The sequence below is a fragment of the Gilliamella sp. LMG 34360 genome (genome assembly GCF_984568995.1).
Genome location: NZ_OZ474900.1, coordinates 2,288,232 through 2,310,060 on the forward strand (window position 1 = coordinate 2,288,232; position 21,829 = coordinate 2,310,060).

Genomic DNA, 21,829 nt, shown 5'->3' on the forward strand with positions numbered 1-21,829 from the left:
TATTCGATATTTCAAAATAGTAACGGAGTTAAACCGATGGAATTATCTGCACTTACTGCCCTTTCGCCTATTGATGGCCGTTATGGAGAGAAAACAACACAATTACGTACCATTTTTAGCGAATATGGTTTATTAAAATACCGTGTTCAAGTTGAAGTCCGTTGGTTACAAAAATTAGCATCTCAAGAAAATATTCCTGAAGTTCCAGCATTAAGCCAATTAGCTACTGAGCACCTTAATCAAATCATTGAAAACTTTAATGAGCAAGATGCACAGCGAATTAAAGAGATAGAAAGAACTACCAATCATGATGTGAAAGCGGTTGAATATTTTTTAAAAGAAAAAGTCAGTAGTAACGAAGAACTGCATGCTATCAATGAATTTATCCATTTTGCATGCACATCCGAAGATATTAACAATTTATCGCATGCGTTGATGCTAAAAACAGCCAGAGAAACGGTCTTACTACCCTATTGGCAACAACTAATTGATAAAATTACTTCACAAGCAAAAGAGTATCGAGATTTACCGTTACTTTCCAGAACACATGGGCAACCGGCAACACCATCAACAATTGGTAAAGAGTTCGCCAATGTTGCTTATCGTCTGCAACGTCAATTTAAACAACTTCAATCGATTGAGATTTTAGGTAAAATTAATGGCGCGACTGGGAATTACAATGCACATATGGTCGCTTATCCACAAGTGGACTGGCATAAATTGAGTGAAGAATTTGTTTGCTCATTAGGATTACAATGGAATCCTTATACCACACAAATTGAACCACATGACTATATTGCCGAGTTTTTTGATTGTGTTGCCCGTTTCAATACCATTGTAATTGACTTCGATCGGGATGTATGGGGCTATATTTCATTAAATCATTTTAAACAAAAAACCGTTGCTGGTGAAATTGGTTCATCAACAATGCCACATAAAGTCAATCCAATAGATTTTGAAAATTCAGAAGGTAACTTAGGCATTGCTAACGCGATCATGAACCATTTAGGCAGTAAATTACCAATTTCTCGTTGGCAACGTGATCTTACCGATTCAACCGTTTTACGCAATCTAGGTGTTGGGATTGGTTATGCCGTTATTGCTTATCAATCAACGTTAAAAGGATTAAACAAACTTGAAGTAAATCAAAGCTATTTGCTTGAAGAACTTAATCGTAATTGGGAAGTGTTAGCGGAACCGATACAAACTGTGATGCGACGTTATGGGATTGAAAAACCATACGAAAAATTAAAAGAGCTAACTCGCGGCAAACGTGTCGATGCTCAAGGTATGCAACTGTTTATTGAATCGTTGGATTTACCTGAGGAAGAAAAAGCACGTTTAAAACAGTTAACACCTGCTAATTATATTGGTTTTGCGACCAGTTTTGTCGATAAGTTATAATGTTTACTGCTCATTAAGTATAACAGCAATTGTGCTAAGGATTGATTATCAATAATTATCCTTAGCGCTATAAAAATAACAGAGTTAACCAAACAAAAAGCCTCATTTATAAAATTAGGAAAATGAATTGAAGATTCGTATTGCAACAAGGAAAAGCCCATTAGCGTTATGGCAAGCTAATTTCGTTAAACAAAATCTATTATTAGCACATAAAGATTTAACGGTTGAACTTATTCCAATGGTGACTCAAGGTGATATTATACTTGATAGTCCATTATCAAAAATTGGTGGAAAAGGTCTTTTTGTTAAACAGTTAGAACAAGCAATATTAAATAATGAAGCAGATATTGCGGTTCACTCAATTAAAGACATTCCCGCTCAGTTCCCTGAAGGTTTGATGCTAGCAACTATTTGCCAAAGAGATGAGGTTCGAGATGCATTTGTTGCTAATAAATATACCAATCTAAATGATTTACCTGAAAGTGCAATTGTTGGTACATCAAGTTTACGGCGCCAATGTCAGTTGCGCAGTCATTTTCCCCATTTAATAATTAAAGATCTTCGTGGTAATGTAGGCACACGTCTCAATAAATTGGATGATGGGCAATATGATGCCATAATTCTGGCGTCAGTCGGTTTAAAACGTTTATCTTTAGAACACAGAATTACTCAATACATAGATACAGATTTAATGTTGCCCGCTGTTGGGCAAGGCGCGATTGGCATTGAAAGTCGCACTGACGATAAACAAATATTGGACATTATTTCAGTTCTTGATGATAAAAAAAGTCGAGTTTGTATCCAAGCCGAAAGAGCAATGAATAACGCCTTACAAGGCGGATGCCAAGTACCTATTGCGGGTTATTGCTGGCTGAATAATGATGAATTATTTTTACAAGGTCTGGTGGGTCGTGTTGACGGTTCAAAAATAATTAAACAAAAGATAACAGGTTTTATACACGAAGCCGAATCTTTAGGTGAAAAGCTTGCTAAACAGTTATTAAATCAAGGTGCAGATTTAATTCTAACGGAATTATTAGACGCATGATTTTTGTAACCAGACCCTCTCCGGAAGGTGAAAAATTAAGTGAGTTATTTAACCAAGCCAATCTACCTGCGCAACATTTGCCATTTTTTAAAATTTCACAAGGTCGTGACATTCTACAGTTACAGCATCAGTTAAACCAGCTATTACCCCAAGATATCGTGATAGTGGTTTCCCCCCAAGTAACTCATGCCATTAATCAGTGTTTTACCCATTTGACCTTGCCAAAAAACATTAGTTATTTTGCAATAGGCAAAAAATCTGCACAATTATTTAAGCAATTCACCGAAATTGAAGTTAATTATCCTGATAGAGAAGACAGTGAAGGATTATTAGTGTTACTTCAACAACAATCAGTAAAACAACGAAACATTTTAATCTTATGTGGTAACTCAGGTCGACCATTACTGGCACAAACGCTAAGGTCTCGCCAAGCCAAAGTAAAATTGATTGAGTGTTATTCTCGCACTCCCATAATCTACCAACCTGATATCTTATCTGAGCATATCTCACAACAACTCATTATTATTACCAGTATTGAGCACCTAAACCAACTTGAATCCTATAGCAGTGATGAACACAAAAAACAAAGTCGTTTACTGGTAACCAGTCAAAGGATTTTTACAAAAGCTAAAGAGTTAACATGGCAAAATGTTTTATTAATAAATAGTGCGGATAATCAAACTGTCTTTAATGCTGTAAAACAACACTTCCCTACCCCGTTATAATAAATTTAATAACGTTGAAAAATACTTTTCGCATATTCGTTTAAATAGTAATAGTGAAGATGGTTATTTATTTTAAAAAATTTTATTGAATAAAATTTTAATTTATTAAAAGTAATAGCAAAGCTAGGTTAAAAAAAGTTATTATGATCGTTTGTTAATTCAAATAGCAAATTTTATTTAAAACTATAATGACTCTATGTCATAATATTGTTAATTATATCAATGCTAAATGAGGTCAGTTATGCCATTACGATATTATGGTGCCAATGCCACACTTTCTACCATCAGCACCTCTTCATTTAGCCAATCTTCCACTATCACTACTTTAGATAAAGCGAAAAAGACTATGAAAGAAGATAATAGAACATCAACAACCGCCCAATCTAGTCCAACAGTTGAAAAAAAAGTTGCATCATCTAATAATGTCAATAAAGCACCTGTATCAAAACTATCCCTTTTAGCTATTGCGCTAACTCTTGGTCTTGGAGGTTTTGTTTTTTATCACGGTCATACACAAGTTGAAAACCAAAAAAAGACGATTGCTAGTTTACAAACAGAATTAGCTAATTTAAAGCAAACCACCAAAGATAGTATTATTCACGATTTACAAAATAACATTACGCAAGCGGTAAACAAACAGAATCAACAGTTTGCAACATTAGAGCAACGAGTTGATGATCAATTGACTGAACAACAAAAAGCACAACAACAGTTAACTAATCAGATTAATGATGCATCAAAACTTAATGAGCAAAATATTTATAACCTTAATGAACGCTTATCGTCCATGTCGGCAACAAATTACAGTGTCTGGTTAATTTCTCAAGCTAATTATTTAGTGCATTTAGCTGGTAGAAAAATTTGGAATGAGCACGATTATGTGACCGCTCGGTTATTGTTAAAAAATGCTGATGCAAGTCTTGCACAAGCAAATGATCCAAGTTTAATACCAGCAAGACAGGCAATTAATGAAGATATTAATTCACTGTCTCAGGTGAGTTTTATTGATTATGATGGCATTATCATGAATTTGGTTGGACTTTCAGAATCACTCAATGAATTACCTTTAGTTGGTAATTATAAACAAATAGATTTAGGCATGACGCAACATGATGATGCCGTTGCCTCAACCCAAACAGAACCGTCAAATTCCCATACAACCAGCGCGCAAGACGTGAATTTGGGAGCTGATTCTGATATGGCTCATAATGATAAGCAAAGTATTACTTCATCAATTTCAGATTGGTCCAGTAATTTACTGACGAATACAAAAAACTTTATGGCTAAATTCATTACCATCGAAAACCTCGATGAAAAAGAAAATAACTTCAAAACCTGTTTGTCTAAAGCAGGCTTAGATGAAAAACAGATGCTTAGATGCCAAATTTTTAAAGAACCATTGACGTTAGAACAATCACTTTATCTTCGAGAAAATATTCGTTTTCGTCTTTTAATTGCTGCTCAAGCAGTACCTCGACATCAAGATTTAATCTATCAAAGGGCACTTAGTGATGCTTTACTTTGGGTGAGTGCTTATTTTGATAGTAACGCACCAAGTGTTAAAGCTTTCTTAGATGACCTTGACAATTTGCTCAACCAATCGATTAGTGACCAATCTGTACCTAACAAACTCGAAAGTGTCAGTGAGTTAGAAAAACTGATGCAAACTCGTGTTCATTTAATGTTGGCACAATAGGAGAATAATGATGCTTAAAATATTAATTATTTTCTTAGTGCTGGTGGGTGGATTTTTTCTAGGGCCATTATTACAGGGTCATCAAGGCTCAGCCGTTTTTGAGGTCGCCAATTATAGAATCAGTATGTCATTTATATCCTTTGTGATCTTAGAATTACTGGGTTTACTTTGTTTATACATTTGCTATTGGTTCTTTGAGAAAATCTTTAATTCCAAAACAATGTTGGGCAACTGGTTGCGCTCAAAATCACCTAGAAAATCAGCTAAACGACTTGAGCAAGCACAGCTTTCATTACTTGAAGGGGATTATAAACAAGCCAGTAAATTTTTTATGAAGAGTGCCAAAGCGTCAACCAATACAGCTTTATCGTTCTTACTTGCTGCACAAACGCAAATTGACAATGATGAAGTAATTCCAGCTAATCAATCGTTAGAACAAGCAGCTAAACATTGTCAACCGAACGAATTATTTGCTTTTCAATTAGTGCAAATCCGTTTGCAAATTAAAAACCGTGAGTATGATGCAGCACGAGCAACAATTGAAACTTTATTAAATGAGAAACCTCGTAATCCAGAAGTACTAAGGCTTGCTGATCAAATCTATTATGATACACAAAATTATCAAGCAATCATTGACCTTATGCCAGCTATGTATAAAGCAGGAGCATTTAGTGAGTCGCAATTAGACCAATTTAAACAAGTTGCCTATGTAAGTCGTATCAAGCAATTATCAACCGATAGTGATCCGTTAGCCTTAATAAAATGGTGGAATTCACAACCTAAGGCGATTGTTAATAATGTTGCCTATAAAAGAGCGATGGCAAATTATCTTAATCAATTAGGGCAAACGGCTGAAGCAGATAAAATCCTCAGAACGATTAACAAATTAGAATTGAAAGAAAGAACATAAAAAAACAGGGCATTTGCCCTGTCTTTTTTTGTTCCTATTTATCATTAAACCAAGAAATACCGAATGACCGCCATAGAGCACATACCAACAACAACAATCCACATTAAATTTTTAGTCAAAATGGCAATCAACGTAGTTGGTATAGCCGCTAAACAATACTCAATGTTAAAAACAGGGAATTCGCCTTGTTTGGCAATAAAGAGATTTTGCACAAAAAGAGCCGTTAAAATACATAAAGGTACATAAGATAAGAATCGGATAACGATTTCAGGCAATTGCACTTTTCGTACTAATATAAATGGAATTACTCTCGGCAGCCAAGTAACAAGTCCACACCCTAAAATAATCAATAAACTGTATGTGGTCATGCTTTACGCTCCATTGCAACGCCCATAAAACAACCTGCGAATGTGCTGATAAGTATAGCCATTTCAGAAGAAATAAATCGTAATAACAGTACCAATAAAACACTCACCGTTAACATCGCAATAACTCGATTTCTTAAACGTTTAGTTTTATCGCCAATTAACTGTAAATACAAAAGCCCGATAAACATAGCCACTAAAGCGTAATCTAACCCAAATTTTGTTGGATCGGGTAACCACTCACCAATTAGGGCACCAATGAAACAGGATAAAATCCAAGTAATATAAGCGGTTAAATTTAGTCCATGCATCCATGCAGCATTAATAGGCTCTTTATTAGCAATTGCATTCATTGCCACGGCAAAACTCTCATCGGTTAATAAGCTACCAATCCCAATATTGTTAAGTAAGGAGTATTTTCGAAAAGTCGGTGCGGTTGCCATACTCATTAAAAAGTGGCGAGAATTGACTAAAAATACCGTAAAAATAATAGCTGAAATAGGTGTAGCAACTAACATTAATCCAGAAACAATGAATTGTGAGGCTCCAGCATAAATAATTACGGCCAATAAAGTGATTTCTAATACAGATAGATGTGCGGATTTACCAACAACACCAGCAGCAATACCGATACCAATATAACCTAATAAAGTTGGGATACAAGCGTAAACACCATCTTTAAATGTTAATGACATGTTCTTTCCTTAATATAATAACTGTACAACTAATGAATAATTATAATTTTTTGTAAAAAAGTTTCAGGTTAAGCATACGTTTCAGTATATTTTTTAATTAATTTTTAACTTAGCATAAACTTATACCAACTAAATAGTCTGCATAATAATATGAGACAAACTATCGTTAAAGTTTGTTATAATATCGCCAAACTCGTCTTTATGACAATAAAATAACTTAATATTAATTAAAGTGGCAATCAAATATATGTATACTGGAACGCTATTTATTATCTCAGCGCCAAGTGGTGCAGGTAAATCAAGTTTAATTCGAGCTTACTTAGAGCAAGAGGATCATCATCCTGCTAAAGTTTCTATTTCTCATACCACGCGTAATCCAAGGCCAGGAGAATTACATGGCACACATTACTATTTTGTCGATCACAAACATTTTGAGTCATTAATTGATGAGCAAGCCTTTGTAGAATACGCTCATGTGTTTGAAAACTATTATGGAACCTCTAAAGCTGAGATTGAACAAAGCTTGTCACAAGGTATTAATGTATTTTTGGATATTGATTGGCAAGGAGCACAACAAGTAAGAGAAAAAATGCCACAAGCAAAAAGCATTTTCATTTTACCGCCATCACTCAAAGAGCTTGAAAATCGCCTAATTAAACGTGGTCAAGATGATGCAACTGTTATTAATAAAAGAATGCAAAAAGCCCAAGCTGAAATTTCACATTATAATGAATATGATTACATTATCATTAATGATGATTTTGAATGTTCTTTAAATGCATTAAATTCTATTATCAACGCAGCCAGTTTAGAGCAACCAAAACAAGCCATAGCCAACCAACAATTACTCAAGGAATTGCTTGCTGAATAATTAATTATCGATCTGCACTAAATTACTAAATAGAGTTAGATAATTATTTGCATTAATTATTAGAGTGTTGCAGAGGAGTCACAATAGTAATTTTACAAAACTATAAACCTTAGTTATGTAAAAAAGTTGATATAAAAAAATTGATGTAAAAAATTAGTCGATCGCCGATATGAATCGGCGATTTTATGAGTCAATAAAATTAGTTACCTAATGCTTTATCCGCCTGATCATTTTGGATCAGCTCAATTTTATAACCATCTGGATCTTCAATAAAAGCGATGATCGTTTTACCACCTTTAACTGGCCCTGCTTCACGTGTAACTTTACCACCCGCTTGTTTGACATCATTACACATTTTAGCAACATCATCCACACCAATGGCAATATGACCAAAAGCATCACCATGATTATATAGCTCTGTGCCCCAATTGTAGGTAAGTTCTATAACTGAACTGGAAGTTTCATCACCATAACCAACAAATGCGAGAGAATATTTATATTCTGTATTTTCACTGGTTCTTAATAGTTTCATTCCCATTACACGAGTATAAAAATCAATAGCACGTTGTAAATCTCCAACTCGAATCATAGTATGTAATATACGCATTGCTTTATTGTTCCTTTTAATAGTTAACTGCACCAACTGATTTTATCTGTTAGTGATTATACAGGCAAATATTTTATATTTAGATTAGAGTTTGATTTAGAAATTGCATTGAAATGGGAAATTTTTAGAGAAGTAATTAATGGTTAACTTGGAGAGATTATTATGCTAATTGCATAACTCAAATTTAAACTTCAACTTTCGCTCACTTATTAAGCAAGCGAAAGTTAAGATTAATAGCTTTTAACCTATTGATTATTATAGGAACTACCATAACGTGGAGAGGCGCTTATTTGTTTACCATTACTTACTAAACGAACATGTTGGCCTGTATAAAATTCATTAGGAGAGCCTTTTTGCACGATAACAATATTACCGCCGTTTTCTCGCTCAATTTCTAACTCGACAGCATTTGTTTGGCTAGTTTTATCTTCAATTGCACTACCAATTACTGCACCACCAATGGCGCCTGTAGCAATAGCTAACGCTCTACCAGTACCATTACCTATGGTATTACCTAACACACCGCCAATCACAGCACCACCTAGTGAGCCGACAACGTTTTCATTTTTACCATTTGTAGCATTGGTCTGAATTTTGACTGGACGTACAGATACAATAGTACCGTAACTAACTTGTTGAACTTGTTTTGCTTGATCAGTTGTATAGACATCACCTGAATATATATCACTATTGGTGCAACCAGAGAGAAGTGAAACTAAGATAGCTGCTGTGACAATTTTTTTCATAATTTATTCCTCATATTATTGAGCATGAGCAAGCTCATACATTTTAAGCATAATATTCTTTTACAAAAACGACAATATGCTTTTCATTATTTTATCAAATGATAATACTATTTATTATCAAGTTGAGTTATACTCAGCTCAATAGTTTATCTACCATACAATTAGTATATGAAACGGTTATTTTTTCATTTAATATTATCAGTTATGATATCCGCCTGTCATAATATAAACTAATAACAGAAATTAAAAAAGCAATAGCCTAATCAATAAATGCTACTTGCTTGTCTAATGAAGTAAACAACAATTTACATTAACCCGACAACTTTGCAATGCAAACGAGTCCAGTAGATTAATTTATAGGCATAACTAACATAATGAAAACTATCGAAATTGACGAAGAATTATACCATTTTATCGCATCACAAACAAAACATATTGGTGAAGATGCATCCAGTATTTTGCGACGTTTATTAAAAATAAATCAACCCGTTAAAGCTAAGACTAACATTGTTTCTCAACCTGAAACTCAATATACATTATTTAATGATTTATTAGATAGTGATTTGTTTATTAACGAAAAGTCAATCATTAGCCGTTTTATATTACTACTTGGCGCACTTTATAACTATAATCCCGCCCTTTTTTCGATAGCGGCCACTTCTTTACATGGTAGTAAACGACAATATTTAGCAAAAGATAAAAAATCTTTAGAAACATCAGGTAAAAATACCAAGCCTCGCGAAGTTATCGGAACACCTTATTGGGTTATTAGTAATACTAATACGGCTAGAAAAATGTATATACTAGAATCAATAATGAGTGATATGGGCATTTCAGAAAGTATGATAAACCAAGTTATTAATATTTTTTCAGCACAAATAAAATAAAACATTCACTATATATATTAAATAGCTAACAATTGCTAACATAAATATAAATTTGGATGTGGATATAAAATTTTGGAAAAAGGAGTATAAAATGGCAAATCACAGCCGAGCAGGATTATTAGCAAAGCCAGCCGATTTGATTAATGTTGAAACTTTGAAAAATAATTATTATCAGATTAGCCCTAACCCAGAAAATGCCAGTCAATTAGTGATTTTTGGCACCTCAGGTCATCGAGGTAGTGCAAATAAAGGTACATTTAATGAGGCGCATATTTTAGCTGTTGCTCAAGCAATCGCCGAATACCGTAAAGCCAACAATGTCACAGGCCCGTGTTTTATTGGTCAAGATTCACATGCTCTGTCCGAATTAGCTTTAAAATCCGTGCTTGAAGTTTTCGTTGCAAACGAGCAAACGGTAATTATCGCGCGTGATTGGGGATATACGCCGACACCGGTTATTTCACATGCCATTCTGACATTTAATCAAGATAAACAATCACAACTTGCCGACGGTATTGTCATTACCCCTTCACATAATCCCCCTGAAGATGGTGGTATAAAATATAATCCTACTAATGGTGGACCGGCTGATACCGATATTACGAAACAGATAGAAAATCGCGCTAATGAATTACTCAAAAACAACCTTAATGGTGTAAAGCGTGTTACGTTAGAAAAAGCACTTAACTCATCTTATATTCATACCAAAGAATATGAAACAGATTATGTTAATGATCTGGAAAATATTTTAGATTTGGCATTAATTAAATCCTCAAATTTAAATATAGGTGTCGATCCATTAGGTGGTGCGAGTGTCACTTATTGGCCGCGTATTGCTGAAAAATATGGTATAAACCTCAATATTGTGAATAATAAAATTGACCCGACTTTTAGTTTTATGCATTTGGATCATGATGAAGTGATTAGAATGGATTGCTCCAGCCAATGGGCAATGGCGGGTTTATTAGAGTTAAAAGATAAGTTTGATTTAGCATTTGGTAACGATACGGATTCTGACCGTCATGGAATTGTAACGCCTAAAGGATTAATGAACCCTAACGCTTATCTTTCAACTTGCGTTAACTATCTTTTCCAAAATCGCCCACAATGGAACAAAGATATTGCTATTGGTAAAACATTGGTCACCAGTTCAATGATAGATCGCGTAGCAAATAGCCTTAATAAAACATACTTAGAGTACCCTGTAGGTTTTAAATGGTATGCTGATGCGCTTTATAACGGCAAATTAGGATTCGCAGGTGAAGAGAGCGCGGGCGCATCGTTTTTAAGAACAAACGGCAAAGTTTGGACAACAGATAAAGACGGTATTATTCTTTGTTTGCTTGCTGCGGAAATGACAGCTAAAATCGGCAAAAATCCTCAAGAACAATACCAAGAACTTGAAGCCAAATTTGGGATATCTTATTATGGACGAATTCAAGCTCCTGCAACGTTTAGTGAAAAACAAAAACTATCTAAACTTGATGCAAGTCAGTTAACCACTGACAAACTTGGAGGAGAAAAGATAACTCAGTGCTTAACCACAGCACCCGCTAACAATGCACCAATCGGTGGACTAAAAGTTATCACAGAAAATGGTTGGTTTGCCGCTCGTCCATCTGGTACAGAAGATGCTTATAAAATCTATGCTGAAAGCTTTATCAGTAATGATCATTTAGCGACTTTACAGAAAGAAGCTCAAGAAATCGTAGCCAAGGCAATAAAATAACCATATATATGATGGTTATTTACCCCCCCAAAAAAAGAAAAAATAGCAGTCGTTATGGCTGCTATCTTGTTTTTATAAAAAGCATTTCTAATTATTTTTTTCAGTAAAATTATTAGAAATCCTTGTAATGAAAGTTACCATTAAAAAGATTATTCTGAACACTTTGAATTATTATTTTTGCGTTGGAACAATAAGGTGTTTATTGAAATGAAAGAACCTGACAAAGAATTTGGATAATTTTAGAAAGATTGCAACTTTTATTGAGAGTTATAAATTATCGTATTATTAATTATAAAAATTTAATATTAGCCTAATGAATTATTTATATTACCGATTTTTAAATTATTATTCTTAAAAAATTACTCTTTATATTTCAAATATCTCGTTAACCTGTATTAAAATATTGCAATCTTGATATTTTAAAAATATTTAGTCGGCTTCTCCTGGTATTTTTTCGTTTTCACCAATTTGAATAACTTCTGCAGCCGTTTTACCATCAATTTTGCTTTTGATAATCTCTTGTTTCTTTTTCTCATCACCCGCTGCTTCAATAACTGAATTAATCATAATTCTACCAATTGAGAGATTAAATGATTGTAACTGTTCGCCTTGAAGTTCATTTACCATCTCAGAAATCGATTTTTGTAGATTTTCTGAAGATGATGCATCAATGGTTTTATCACCACAACCTGTTAATAATACTACTGAAATTAACGCAATTAATGACTTTCTCATTTCCTATTTCCATTTATCCTTATAATATACTGATTACGAGTTAATATTATAGATAATTTGATTACAGATCAAATTATTTACGCAAAAAAATAACTTGAAAACTCATTAATTTAATTAAATTTTTTAAATAGAGCATCGAAAATTATCTAATGGCAATATCTATTAAATTTTTTAAATTATAATTTGTTAGGATTATCCATTAAAACGGTAACGTTAAGATAGACTAAGTTACATTAGCAACCAATCCATTAAAAATAGACAAAACCAATTGCAACGAAAGAATTTTACTGAATGATAATGTTATGCATAAAAAAGAATTTTTGTAAAAAATATCCAGGAGTCTATACCGTTTCATTTTTTTAATCTTCAATTCAATGTTTAAGTATGAATCATAGTTAAAACAAAGAAAGATAAAAGGTATGGTATTGGATACCATTGATTAAAGGGACTTAAAAAGTCCCTTTAGTTTCGATAAATTTTAATGATGACAAGCGATATCTATTTTAAAATGCCTAAAATCAAACTACCCTAGAAAAGAGATATACTAAAATTATACCCCAGCTCGATAGTTAGGTGGCTCTTTGGTAATTAAAACGTCATGTACATGGCTTTCTTTCATACCTGCGCCAGTGATGCGATAGAATTTCGATTTAGTGCGTAATTCATCAATGGTTGCACAACCGGTTAATCCCATACAAGAACGTAATCCTCCCATTTGTTGGTGGATGATTTCCTTTAAGAAACCTTTATAAGCAATACGTCCTTCGATGCCTTCTGGCACGAGTTTATCAGCAGCATTATCCGTTTGGAAATAGCGATCGGAGGATCCTTTCGCCATTGCACCAAGCGATCCCATACCACGATAAGATTTATAAGCTCGACCTTGGAACAATTCAATTTCGCCAGGAGCTTCTTCAGTGCCTGCAAACATAGAACCGACCATAACACAAGCGGCACCCGCAGCTATAGCTTTGGCTATATCTCCAGAAAAACGGATGCCACCATCGGCAATAACTGGAATATTGTGCTTTTGTGCCATCTCAACTGCATCCATAATTGCACTAATTTGTGGTACACCCACGCCAGTAACAATACGAGTAGTACAAATTGAACCTGGACCTATCCCTACTTTAACAGCATTTACGCCAGCATCAATAAGTGCTTTAGCGCCCTCTGCTGTAGCGACATTACCTCCGATAATTTGTAGATCAGGATAGGCTTTTCGTGCTTGACGAATACGTTCTAACACACCCTCAGAGTGACCATGTGATGAATCAATTAATAACACATCGACGCCAGCTTCAACTAATGCGGCAATACGTTCTTCATTTCCTGCCCCCGCACCGACTGCGGCTCCCACACGCAAGCGCCCTTTTTCATCTTTACATGCATTAGGTTTTTGTTCAGCTTTATTATAATCTTTGACGGTGATCATACCTTTAAGATGAAATTTCGAATCAACAACTAACACTTTTTCGACGCGATGTTCATGCATTTTTTTTAAAACAATTTCACGTTGTTCGCCTTCTTTTACCGTAACTAAACGTTCTTTCGGAGTCATTACCGCAGTAACGGGCAGTGATAAATCAGTTGCAAATCGAACATCTCGTGCAGTAATAATACCCACTAATTCTTGTGACTCAGTCACAACAGGAAAACCAGCAAATCCATATTCTTTCGCTAAATCGATTACTTGTTTGATAGTGGCTGTTGGTAAAACAGTTACAGGATCTTGCACAATCCCGCTTTCATGTTTTTTCACTCGTCTTACATGATTAGCTTGGTTCTCAATCGACATATTTTTATGGATAAAACCAATTCCACCTTCTTGCGCAAGTGCAATGGCTAAATCAGATTCAGTAACGGTATCCATTGCTGCTGAAAGCATTGGAATATTTAGTTTAATGGTTTGGGTAAGTTGCGTACTGATATCAGCAGTATTCGGTAAAACAGTGGAATGGGCTGGGACTAATAACACGTCATCAAACGTGAGGGCTTCTTTTACTATACGAGACATGACAATATTCACCATTGAGTTGAGTTGTTGATAAAATATTGCCGATGCATTCTACTCACTTTTGCGCAAAAAGACCAGCGGTATTTAAGAAAAATTCCTTAGCAGAATTATCCACTAAGGAAAAAATAAAAATTTGGTAAATTAGATAAATATATTGATCACTAAACAACCTACTAATCCACACACCGAAATGACCGTTTCTAGCAAAGACCACGATTTCATGGTTTCGGTAATGCTAAGGTTAAAATATTCTTTAAATAACCAAAATCCAGGATCATTAACATGAGAAAACACCACGCTACCTGCTCCAGTCGCAATCACCATCAATTCCGGACTCACGCCTGTAGAAGCGATTAATGGGAATACAATGCCACCTGCAGTTAATGCCGCAACCGTTGCCGAACCAAGCGCTAATCGCAATAATGCAGCAATTAACCAAGCCATAATAAGTGGTGATATATTAGATGCATGCATCATCTCTTCAATATAAACTTTAACGCCACTATCAACTAAAACTTGTTTAAAGGCGCCACCGCCACCAATAATCAATAACATCATGGCGATGATTTTAATTGAATCCGCTAAAGTCGTATTAATTTGAGCCATTGAACGCCCACGGAAAATGCCAAAGGTAAACACCGCGACAATAACTGAAATCAATGTAGCGATAATTGGATCACCAAAGAATTCAACATAAGGCAGAATCAAATGTCCTTTTGGTAAAGTCATTTCACATACTGCTCGAATTGACATGAGTACAACTGGAATTAAAGCAGTAAATACACTGACAACAAAACTTGGCATCTGTTCATCAGTAAATTGTTTTGAATTATACAATCCGTCTTCAATCGGGTGATTAATGGCTCGTATAAAAGGCATTTTGGCAAGTACAGGGCCGGCTAAAATTACAGTTGGAATACCTATGATGGTACCGTAAAGTAAAGTGCGTCCCATATCAGCTTTAAATATTTCGGCAATAGCGGTTGGACCAGGGTGAGGAGGTAAAAAACCATGAGTAACAGATAAGGCCGCCGCCATAGGAATACCAATATATAATGGGGAGATACGAAGGGTTGCTGCAATGGTTAATACAAGCGGTAGCAATAAAACAAAACCTACCTCATAAAATAAGGCAAAACCAACAATAAAACCCGTTAGTGTAACAGCCCATTGTATTTTTTTATCACCAAATGTATTAATTAATGTTGTTGCAATGCGCTGTGCACCACCACAATCCGCTAATAGTTTACCCAGCATGGCACCAAAACCCATAATTAATGCTAAGCTACCCAGTGTTCCCCCTACTCCATTTTTTATGGATTGAACCACTGCCATTATGGGCATACCTTCCATGATACCAACACTTAAGGCAACAAGAATCAAGGCAATAAAACCATTGACGCGCAGCGGCAACATTAAGACAAGTAATAAAGCTACGCCTATAGCTATAATGATTAACGGCATGAATATTTCCTCTAGAATAATCTGACATGTTATCGGTAACATTTGGAATTATAGAGGAAAATAAAAAAAATAATGGAAAAAATGTCTAAAATGAGAATTAGATCACATTTTACAAATTTGAGTTTTTTTGGGCTGTCAAAATGTAGTTAACATCAATGTTTGGTCCCAACTTAAATTCATTTTTGAGTATGTGATATTCCATGCCTATGATATCTTCAACATCCAATTTCGCTTGTTCTACCCAATTCATTAATTCTGATGGACGAATGAATCGGTTAAAATCATGAGTTCCTTTTGGTACCATGCGAGCGATGTATTCTGCGCCATAAATTAGCAATAGTTTAGCTTTGTGATTACGATTTATAGTAGATAAAAAGAGTTTGCCATTCGGTTTAAGTAGCGTTGCACAAGCTTGGATAATCGAAAATGGATCCGGTACATGTTCTAATAGTTCCATACAGGTAATGACATCATAATAAGTAGGATGTTCTTTAGCATGATCTTCAACGGTTTGCTTTTGGTAATTAATAACTAAGTTATTTTCTTTTGCATGAAGCTGGGCAACGGCCAGTGATTCATCTGCCAGATCAATCGCTGTAACATCAGCGCCTAATTTTGCAAGACTTTCGGATAGAATGCCTCCCCCGCAGCCGACATCTAATATTCGTTTATTTTCTAAACAACCTACCTGTTGTTTAATATAATCCACACGTAAAGGGTTGATAATATGGAGAGGTCTGCATTTGCCATTTGGATCCCACCACTGAGCTGCTAACTGAGAAAATTTACTTATTTCATTGAAATCAATATTTTGTGTCATGGGATCTTGTTTATCCAAAAATTTAATTAATCAGACTCTATTTTATGTCATGGTTGGCGTGAATAAAAGAATAAAATTAAATGCAATATCAATAAAATACGAGTGAGTGATGAGTATATTTAAAATAAAACTTTTATATAATCAACTCAATAAGGTTTATTACAATAAATAATTCTAATGTTAAAATAGACAGTCACATTAAAATTTATAATGAATTCTTGTTTCCCCTTGTATTTCATGGCATGATTTGCAATTTTATGCTTTTGATAAAGTAATGGTTAGACATTAATTAAAGCGACAATTAAATAATTATTTTGAGGGCAAGGTAAATATTCATGAGTACAGGTACTATGAAAAAAAATCACTCTCAGTGGAGCTCACGCATGGGATTCATGCTTGCTGCTGCTGGTTCTGCTGTTGGGTTAGGAAACATTTGGAAGTTTCCATATATGGCGGGTGAAATGGGGGGTTCAGCATTTGTGTTGACCTATTTACTGTTTATGTTTTTAATTGGCTTGCCTATTTTGGTCTTAGAATGGTTAATTGGTCGTCGTGGACAAAAAAATCCAATTCATACTATGGAAGATGTGGCTGTTTCTGAAGGCCGTTCTAAAGCTTGGAAATGGGTAGGTATAATTGGTGTACTCGGTTCATTTTTAATTCTTTCATTTTATAGCGTGATTGGTGGCTGGGCGACTGATTATATCTTTTTAGCAATTAAAGGGACATTTAATGGTGTTGATGGTGCAGGCACAGGTCAAATCTTTAAAAATTTTCTTGATAACGTTGACAGCCTATTAATATGGCATACCGTTTTTATGGCGGCTAATACTCTTATTGTTGCTTTGGGCGTTGGTGCTGGTTTAGAGCGATCGTGTAAAATCATGATGCCAGGCTTAGGCATATTGCTATTGGTATTAGTTGGTTATGCCGCTTATGTGAGTGGTCCATCTTTCGGTCAAGCATTTAAATTCTTATTTACCCCAAATCTGTCAGCGCTAAATGGCACCGCAATTTTAGCAGCATTAGGTCATGCGTTTTTTAGCTTATCATTAGGTATGGGCATAATGATGGCATACGGTTCTTACCTTGGTAAAGATGTAAATTTACTATCAACCGCGCGTACTGTGGTGATTTTAGATGTAATAGTAGCAATGCTATCGGGTATGGCGATATTCCCACTCGTCTTTGCCAACGGTTTAGAAGCGGGTTCCGGTCCTGGGCTTATTTTTGTTACACTTCCAATTGCCTTTGGTAATATGGCTGGAGGAGCTATTTTAGGTTGTTTATTCTTTATTTTCTTAACTTTTGCTGCGTTAACTTCTTCAATATCATTGCTTGAACCAACAGTTGAACTATTAGAAGAAAAAACCCATATGGGACGTAAAACAGCAACAGTGGTAAGCAGTGTTTTCATCTGGGCGTTAGGTATTGCTTGTATTTTGTCATTTAATGAATGGTCAAACGTAAAATTATTTGATAAAAATATTTTTGATTTGCTGGATTATTTAACGAGTAAAATCATGTTACCTGTTACCGGTTTAGGTACGGTAGTGTTTGGAGCATGGATGATGAATCAAAAACGTATCCGTGAAGAGTTAAACTTAAATGACTTTTGGTTCAATATTTGGACGGTATTATCTCGATTTATTGTTCCTGTTGCGGTGATTTTGATTCTTATTTATGGATTTATTTAAATAATAACAAAATTATATAATACCTATATTATAAGCCTTGATATCCATCAAGGCTTTTTTACACCCCTTATTTAACAAAAAACAGACAAACAATTAATAAATTTTACTAACTTGTATTGAAATCCTATTTTTTATTCCCATATAGCAATACAACAATAAATCAAACCATTATATTAATATTATTCAGTAAATATTAACGACTAAAGCTGCATAATAAATCGATAAAAATCATATAGTTTTGTCGATAATAACGTTATGCAGCAGATAGCGTGAATTGAATTAACTAAATATAGTAGAGGAACTAGTCAATGAGTAAGCAAGGCACTGAAACTCGTGGATTTCAATCTGAAGTTAAACAAATTCTACATTTAATGATCCATTCTTTATATTCCAATAAAGAAATCTTTTTAAGAGAACTAATTTCCAATGCATCTGATGCAGCCGATAAACTTCGTTTCAAAGCATTAGAAAACCCAGATTTATATGCAGGTGACGGCGAACTTGGTGTGCGCATTTGGGTAAATAAAGAAGCAGGTACCCTATCAATTTCTGATAATGGTATTGGTATGACACGTGATGAAGTCATTGAAAACTTAGGAACCATTGCAAAATCAGGCACTAAAGCATTTTTAGAATCCATTGGAAGCGATCAGGCTAAAGATAGCCAATTAATCGGTCAATTCGGGGTTGGTTTTTACTCTGCCTTTATTGTTGCCGACAAAGTTACAGTGAGAACCCGTGCAGCAACCGCCAAAGCTGACCAAGCCGTTATGTGGGAATCAGCGGGAGAAGGTGAATATACCATTTCAGATGATAATAAAGAAACTCGCGGTACCGAAATCACTTTACATTTGAAAGAAGATGAAAAAGAGTTTTTAGATGATTGGCGTCTACGTTCCATTATCAGCAAATATTCTGATCACATTTCATTACCTGTTGAAGTGCAAACTACCGATGAAGAAAGTAAAGAAGTTAAATGGGAAAAAGTTAATAAAGCTCAAGCACTTTGGACACGTAGTAAATCTGATATCACTGATGAAGAGTATAAAGAATTTTATAAACACCTATCACATGATTATGCTGATCCATTAAGTTGGAGCCATAACCGAGTTGAAGGTAAACAAGAGTATACCAGTTTACTGTATATTCCAGCTAAAGCACCGTGGGATATGTGGAATCGTGATAATAAACACGGATTAAAATTATATGTTCAACGTGTATTTATTATGGATGATGCTGAACAATTCATGCCGAACTATTTACGTTTTGTGAAAGGTTTAATTGATTCAAATGATCTTCCATTAAATGTATCGCGTGAAATTCTACAAGATAACAAAATCACCCAAAGTTTACGTAATGCGTGTACTAAACGCGTACTACAAATGCTTGAAAAATTAGCCAAAGATGATAAAGAACAATATCAACAGTTCTGGGGTGAATTTGGTTTAGTATTAAAAGAAGGTACAGGTGAAGACTTTGCTAACCGTGAAGCGATAGCTAAATTATTACGTTTTGCTTCAACCCACACTGATAGTGATGCACAAACTGTATCGTTAGAAGATTACATCAGCCGTATGCAAGACGGTCAAGAAAAGATTTACTACATCACAGCGGACAGCTATGGTGCTGCAAATTACAGCCCTCACTTAGAGCTATTCCGTAAAAAAGGTATTGAGGTATTATTATTATCCGATCGTATTGATGAATGGATGATGAGCAACCTAACTGAATTTGATGGTAAACAATTCCAATCAGTCAGTAAATCAGACGAATCTATTGAAAAACTAGCTGATCAAGATAGTGAAGAACAAAAACAAGTTGAAAAAGAACTTGAGCCATTTATTGAAAGAGTCAAAACAGTATTAGGTGATAAAGTTAAGGAAGTTAAAATAACTCATCGTTTAACTAACACACCTGCTGTTGTCACAACCGCAGCGGATGAAATGAGCACACAGATGGCCAAATTGTTTGCTGCTGCTGGACAAAAAGCACCTGATATCAAATATACGTTTGAAATTAATCCAGATCATAAACTGGTGAAACGTATAGCAGATACTCAAGAAGAAAGTGAGTTCACTGATTGGGTTGAGTTATTACTTGATCAAGCATTACTTGCTGAAAAAGGTTCATTAAGCGATCCAAGTAAATTTATTCAAACTATGAATAAGTTATTAGCACAAGAATAAATAAAACATAAAATTGCGCCCCGATAAGATTGACTTAATCGGGGCTTTTTTATAGCTACTTTGGTTCATTGATAGAAAAAGAATTTATTGGCAACTAAATTCTGGCAAAAGTTTGATATTAATCACACTTTTTTAATTTTTTGCTTTTCATTTTTATTTAGCTATTCATAATAAAAAAAATTAAAAATTATCCTTAATTTAATGAAAGTTCATAAAATATTAAATAATAATGTAATTGTTACACTGGATGATAAAGGAAAAGAGTTAATCCTTACTGGGCGAGGTATTGGTTTTAAAAAACGCGAAGGTGATTTAATCGATATCAATCTGATCGAAAAACAATTTTCTTTAGATAACAAAGATATATTGCCTAAATTTAATGAATTACTTTCTGAAATTCCTTTGGAGGTGTTAACCACTTCTCAAATTATAATCAATCATGCTAAAGAATTTATGGAAAGTAAACTGCAAGACAGTATTTATATTTCACTTACTGATCACATCCATTTTGCTATTGAACGCCACAAGCAAGGATTTGATATTCCTAATGGCTTTTTATGGGAAATCAAGAAATTCTATCCGAAAGAGTTCCAAATTGGTCTTTATGCATTATCCGTCATTAAAAAACGCCTTGGTATAGAACTACCAGAAGATGAAGCAGGCTTTATTACCTTTCATATTATTAATGCACAACTAAATGGCACCATGCCCAATATTGTCAATATGACCAAAATCATGCGCGAAATACTTAATATTGTTAAATATCATTTCAGCATTGAATATGATGAAGATTGCCTATCTTACCAACGATTTGTAACACATTTAAAATTTTTTGCGCAACGAATATTAAGTAAAGGAACACAAACGCAACAAGATTCTTCACTATACGAAATTGTTCGCCAAAAATATGATCAAGCTTACTTATGCACTAAACAAATTGATTTACATCTGATTCAACAATATCAACACCCACTTACTGATGATGAAAGTCTATACTTAACTATTCATATAGAACGGTTGAGAACTGAATTAAAAAAACCATAAATGTGAGATATATCACAATTTATTAATCACAGTTTGAGAAGTCATACCATGCCATAAAAAATTATGCTAATCTAAACATCTCATTTACTGGATTGTTATTGCATAGTAAATTATTACTATGTAAGCAAAACCTAGATCTCTTGATAATAAGAGATCTAGGTTTTTTTTTGCGCTATTTAAGCG

General features: G+C 34.4%; 19 protein-coding genes. 11 read left to right on the forward strand and 8 right to left on the reverse strand.

Annotated features, from left to right (window positions below; translation table 11 throughout):
- Window positions 1-36 precede the first annotated feature (36 nt).
- The 5 genes from purB (at window position 37) to AC5LW9_RS10335 (ending at window position 5,783) form a co-directional block, all read left to right on the forward strand.
- Window positions 37-1,404, forward strand: a complete 1,368-nt coding sequence (purB, locus tag AC5LW9_RS10315) for an adenylosuccinate lyase (RefSeq protein WP_493455852.1) — start codon at window positions 37-39, stop codon at window positions 1,402-1,404.
- A 127-nt stretch (window positions 1,405-1,531) separates the two neighbouring features.
- The gene (hemC, locus tag AC5LW9_RS10320) at window positions 1,532-2,452 is read left to right on the forward strand and encodes a hydroxymethylbilane synthase (protein ID WP_493455853.1); all 921 of its coding nucleotides are present in this window, start codon (window positions 1,532-1,534) and stop codon (window positions 2,450-2,452) included.
- On the forward strand, window positions 2,449-3,177 hold the full coding sequence (locus tag AC5LW9_RS10325; protein WP_198228048.1) for a uroporphyrinogen-III synthase: 729 nt from the start codon (window positions 2,449-2,451) through the stop codon (window positions 3,175-3,177). Before hemC ends, AC5LW9_RS10325 begins: the two co-directional genes overlap by 4 nt.
- Window positions 3,178-3,418: 241 nt before the next feature.
- The gene (locus AC5LW9_RS10330) at window positions 3,419-4,873 is read left to right on the forward strand and encodes a uroporphyrinogen-III C-methyltransferase (protein ID WP_198228046.1); all 1,455 of its coding nucleotides are present in this window, start codon (window positions 3,419-3,421) and stop codon (window positions 4,871-4,873) included.
- A gap of 10 nt (window positions 4,874-4,883) precedes the next feature.
- The gene (locus tag AC5LW9_RS10335) at window positions 4,884-5,783 is read left to right on the forward strand and encodes a heme biosynthesis HemY N-terminal domain-containing protein (RefSeq protein ID WP_198231965.1); all 900 of its coding nucleotides are present in this window, start codon (window positions 4,884-4,886) and stop codon (window positions 5,781-5,783) included.
- Window positions 5,784-5,827: 44 nt separating this feature from the next.
- Here AC5LW9_RS10335 and AC5LW9_RS10340 read toward each other — a convergent pair whose 3' ends face one another.
- Entirely contained in the window at window positions 5,828-6,151 is a 324-nt protein-coding gene (locus tag AC5LW9_RS10340) for an AzlD domain-containing protein (protein WP_065738874.1), read from the reverse strand.
- A complete protein-coding gene (locus AC5LW9_RS10345) occupies window positions 6,148-6,843 on the reverse strand; it encodes an AzlC family ABC transporter permease (protein ID WP_086326065.1) in 696 nt (231 codons plus the stop codon). Before AC5LW9_RS10345 ends, AC5LW9_RS10340 begins: the two co-directional genes overlap by 4 nt.
- Window positions 6,844-7,090: 247 nt before the next feature.
- Between AC5LW9_RS10345 and gmk the strand changes: the two genes are divergently transcribed.
- Window positions 7,091-7,714 carry a guanylate kinase gene (gmk, locus tag AC5LW9_RS10350; RefSeq protein ID WP_334320888.1) on the forward strand — a complete coding sequence of 208 codons (624 nt, stop codon included), beginning with the start codon at window positions 7,091-7,093 and terminating at the stop codon, window positions 7,712-7,714.
- Between the two features lie 199 nt (window positions 7,715-7,913).
- Here the strand turns inward: gmk and gloA are convergent, their stop codons facing one another.
- Both gloA and AC5LW9_RS10360 read right to left on the reverse strand, forming a co-directional pair.
- Window positions 7,914-8,321 (reverse strand): lactoylglutathione lyase, encoded by a 408-nt coding sequence (gene gloA, locus AC5LW9_RS10355; protein ID WP_172398431.1) that lies wholly within the window; start codon window positions 8,319-8,321, stop codon window positions 7,914-7,916.
- A gap of 245 nt (window positions 8,322-8,566) precedes the next feature.
- The gene (locus AC5LW9_RS10360; protein WP_198228134.1) at window positions 8,567-9,070 is read right to left on the reverse strand and encodes an outer membrane lipoprotein; all 504 of its coding nucleotides are present in this window, start codon (window positions 9,068-9,070) and stop codon (window positions 8,567-8,569) included.
- Window positions 9,071-9,441: 371 nt separating this feature from the next.
- Here AC5LW9_RS10360 and AC5LW9_RS10365 point away from each other — a divergent pair, with 371 nt between their 5' ends.
- Window positions 9,442-9,954: a hypothetical protein gene (locus AC5LW9_RS10365; protein ID WP_086326061.1), complete on the forward strand. Its 513-nt coding sequence runs from the start codon at window positions 9,442-9,444 to the stop codon at window positions 9,952-9,954.
- Between the two features lie 91 nt (window positions 9,955-10,045).
- Window positions 10,046-11,683: a phosphoglucomutase (alpha-D-glucose-1,6-bisphosphate-dependent) gene (pgm, locus tag AC5LW9_RS10370; RefSeq protein WP_198236728.1), complete on the forward strand. Its 1,638-nt coding sequence runs from the start codon at window positions 10,046-10,048 to the stop codon at window positions 11,681-11,683.
- Between the two features lie 429 nt (window positions 11,684-12,112).
- Here pgm and AC5LW9_RS10375 read toward each other — a convergent pair whose 3' ends face one another.
- The 4 genes from AC5LW9_RS10375 to ubiG all read right to left on the reverse strand — a co-directional run bounded on the left by AC5LW9_RS10375 (window position 12,113) and on the right by ubiG (window position 16,719).
- Window positions 12,113-12,418 carry a DUF6694 family lipoprotein gene (locus AC5LW9_RS10375; protein WP_198228038.1) on the reverse strand — a complete coding sequence of 102 codons (306 nt, stop codon included), beginning with the start codon at window positions 12,416-12,418 and terminating at the stop codon, window positions 12,113-12,115.
- Window positions 12,419-12,968: 550 nt separating this feature from the next.
- A complete protein-coding gene (guaB, locus tag AC5LW9_RS10380) occupies window positions 12,969-14,435 on the reverse strand; it encodes an IMP dehydrogenase (RefSeq protein ID WP_086327057.1) in 1,467 nt (488 codons plus the stop codon).
- A gap of 141 nt (window positions 14,436-14,576) precedes the next feature.
- A complete protein-coding gene (gene gntT, locus AC5LW9_RS10385; protein WP_198236729.1) occupies window positions 14,577-15,899 on the reverse strand; it encodes a gluconate transporter in 1,323 nt (440 codons plus the stop codon).
- Between the two features lie 109 nt (window positions 15,900-16,008).
- Window positions 16,009-16,719, reverse strand: a complete 711-nt coding sequence (gene ubiG / locus AC5LW9_RS10390; RefSeq protein WP_198236730.1) for a bifunctional 2-polyprenyl-6-hydroxyphenol methylase/3-demethylubiquinol 3-O-methyltransferase UbiG — start codon at window positions 16,717-16,719, stop codon at window positions 16,009-16,011.
- Between the two features lie 335 nt (window positions 16,720-17,054).
- Here ubiG and AC5LW9_RS10395 point away from each other — a divergent pair, with 335 nt between their 5' ends.
- The 3 genes from AC5LW9_RS10395 to licT all read left to right on the forward strand — a co-directional run bounded on the left by AC5LW9_RS10395 (window position 17,055) and on the right by licT (window position 21,646).
- A complete protein-coding gene (locus AC5LW9_RS10395; RefSeq protein WP_198228032.1) occupies window positions 17,055-18,416 on the forward strand; it encodes a sodium-dependent transporter in 1,362 nt (453 codons plus the stop codon).
- Between the two features lie 308 nt (window positions 18,417-18,724).
- A complete protein-coding gene (htpG, locus tag AC5LW9_RS10400; protein ID WP_144090971.1) occupies window positions 18,725-20,602 on the forward strand; it encodes a molecular chaperone HtpG in 1,878 nt (625 codons plus the stop codon).
- A gap of 201 nt (window positions 20,603-20,803) precedes the next feature.
- Window positions 20,804-21,646 carry a BglG family transcription antiterminator LicT gene (gene licT / locus AC5LW9_RS10405; protein WP_198228028.1) on the forward strand — a complete coding sequence of 281 codons (843 nt, stop codon included), beginning with the start codon at window positions 20,804-20,806 and terminating at the stop codon, window positions 21,644-21,646.
- Window positions 21,647-21,829: the final 183 nt, after the last annotated feature.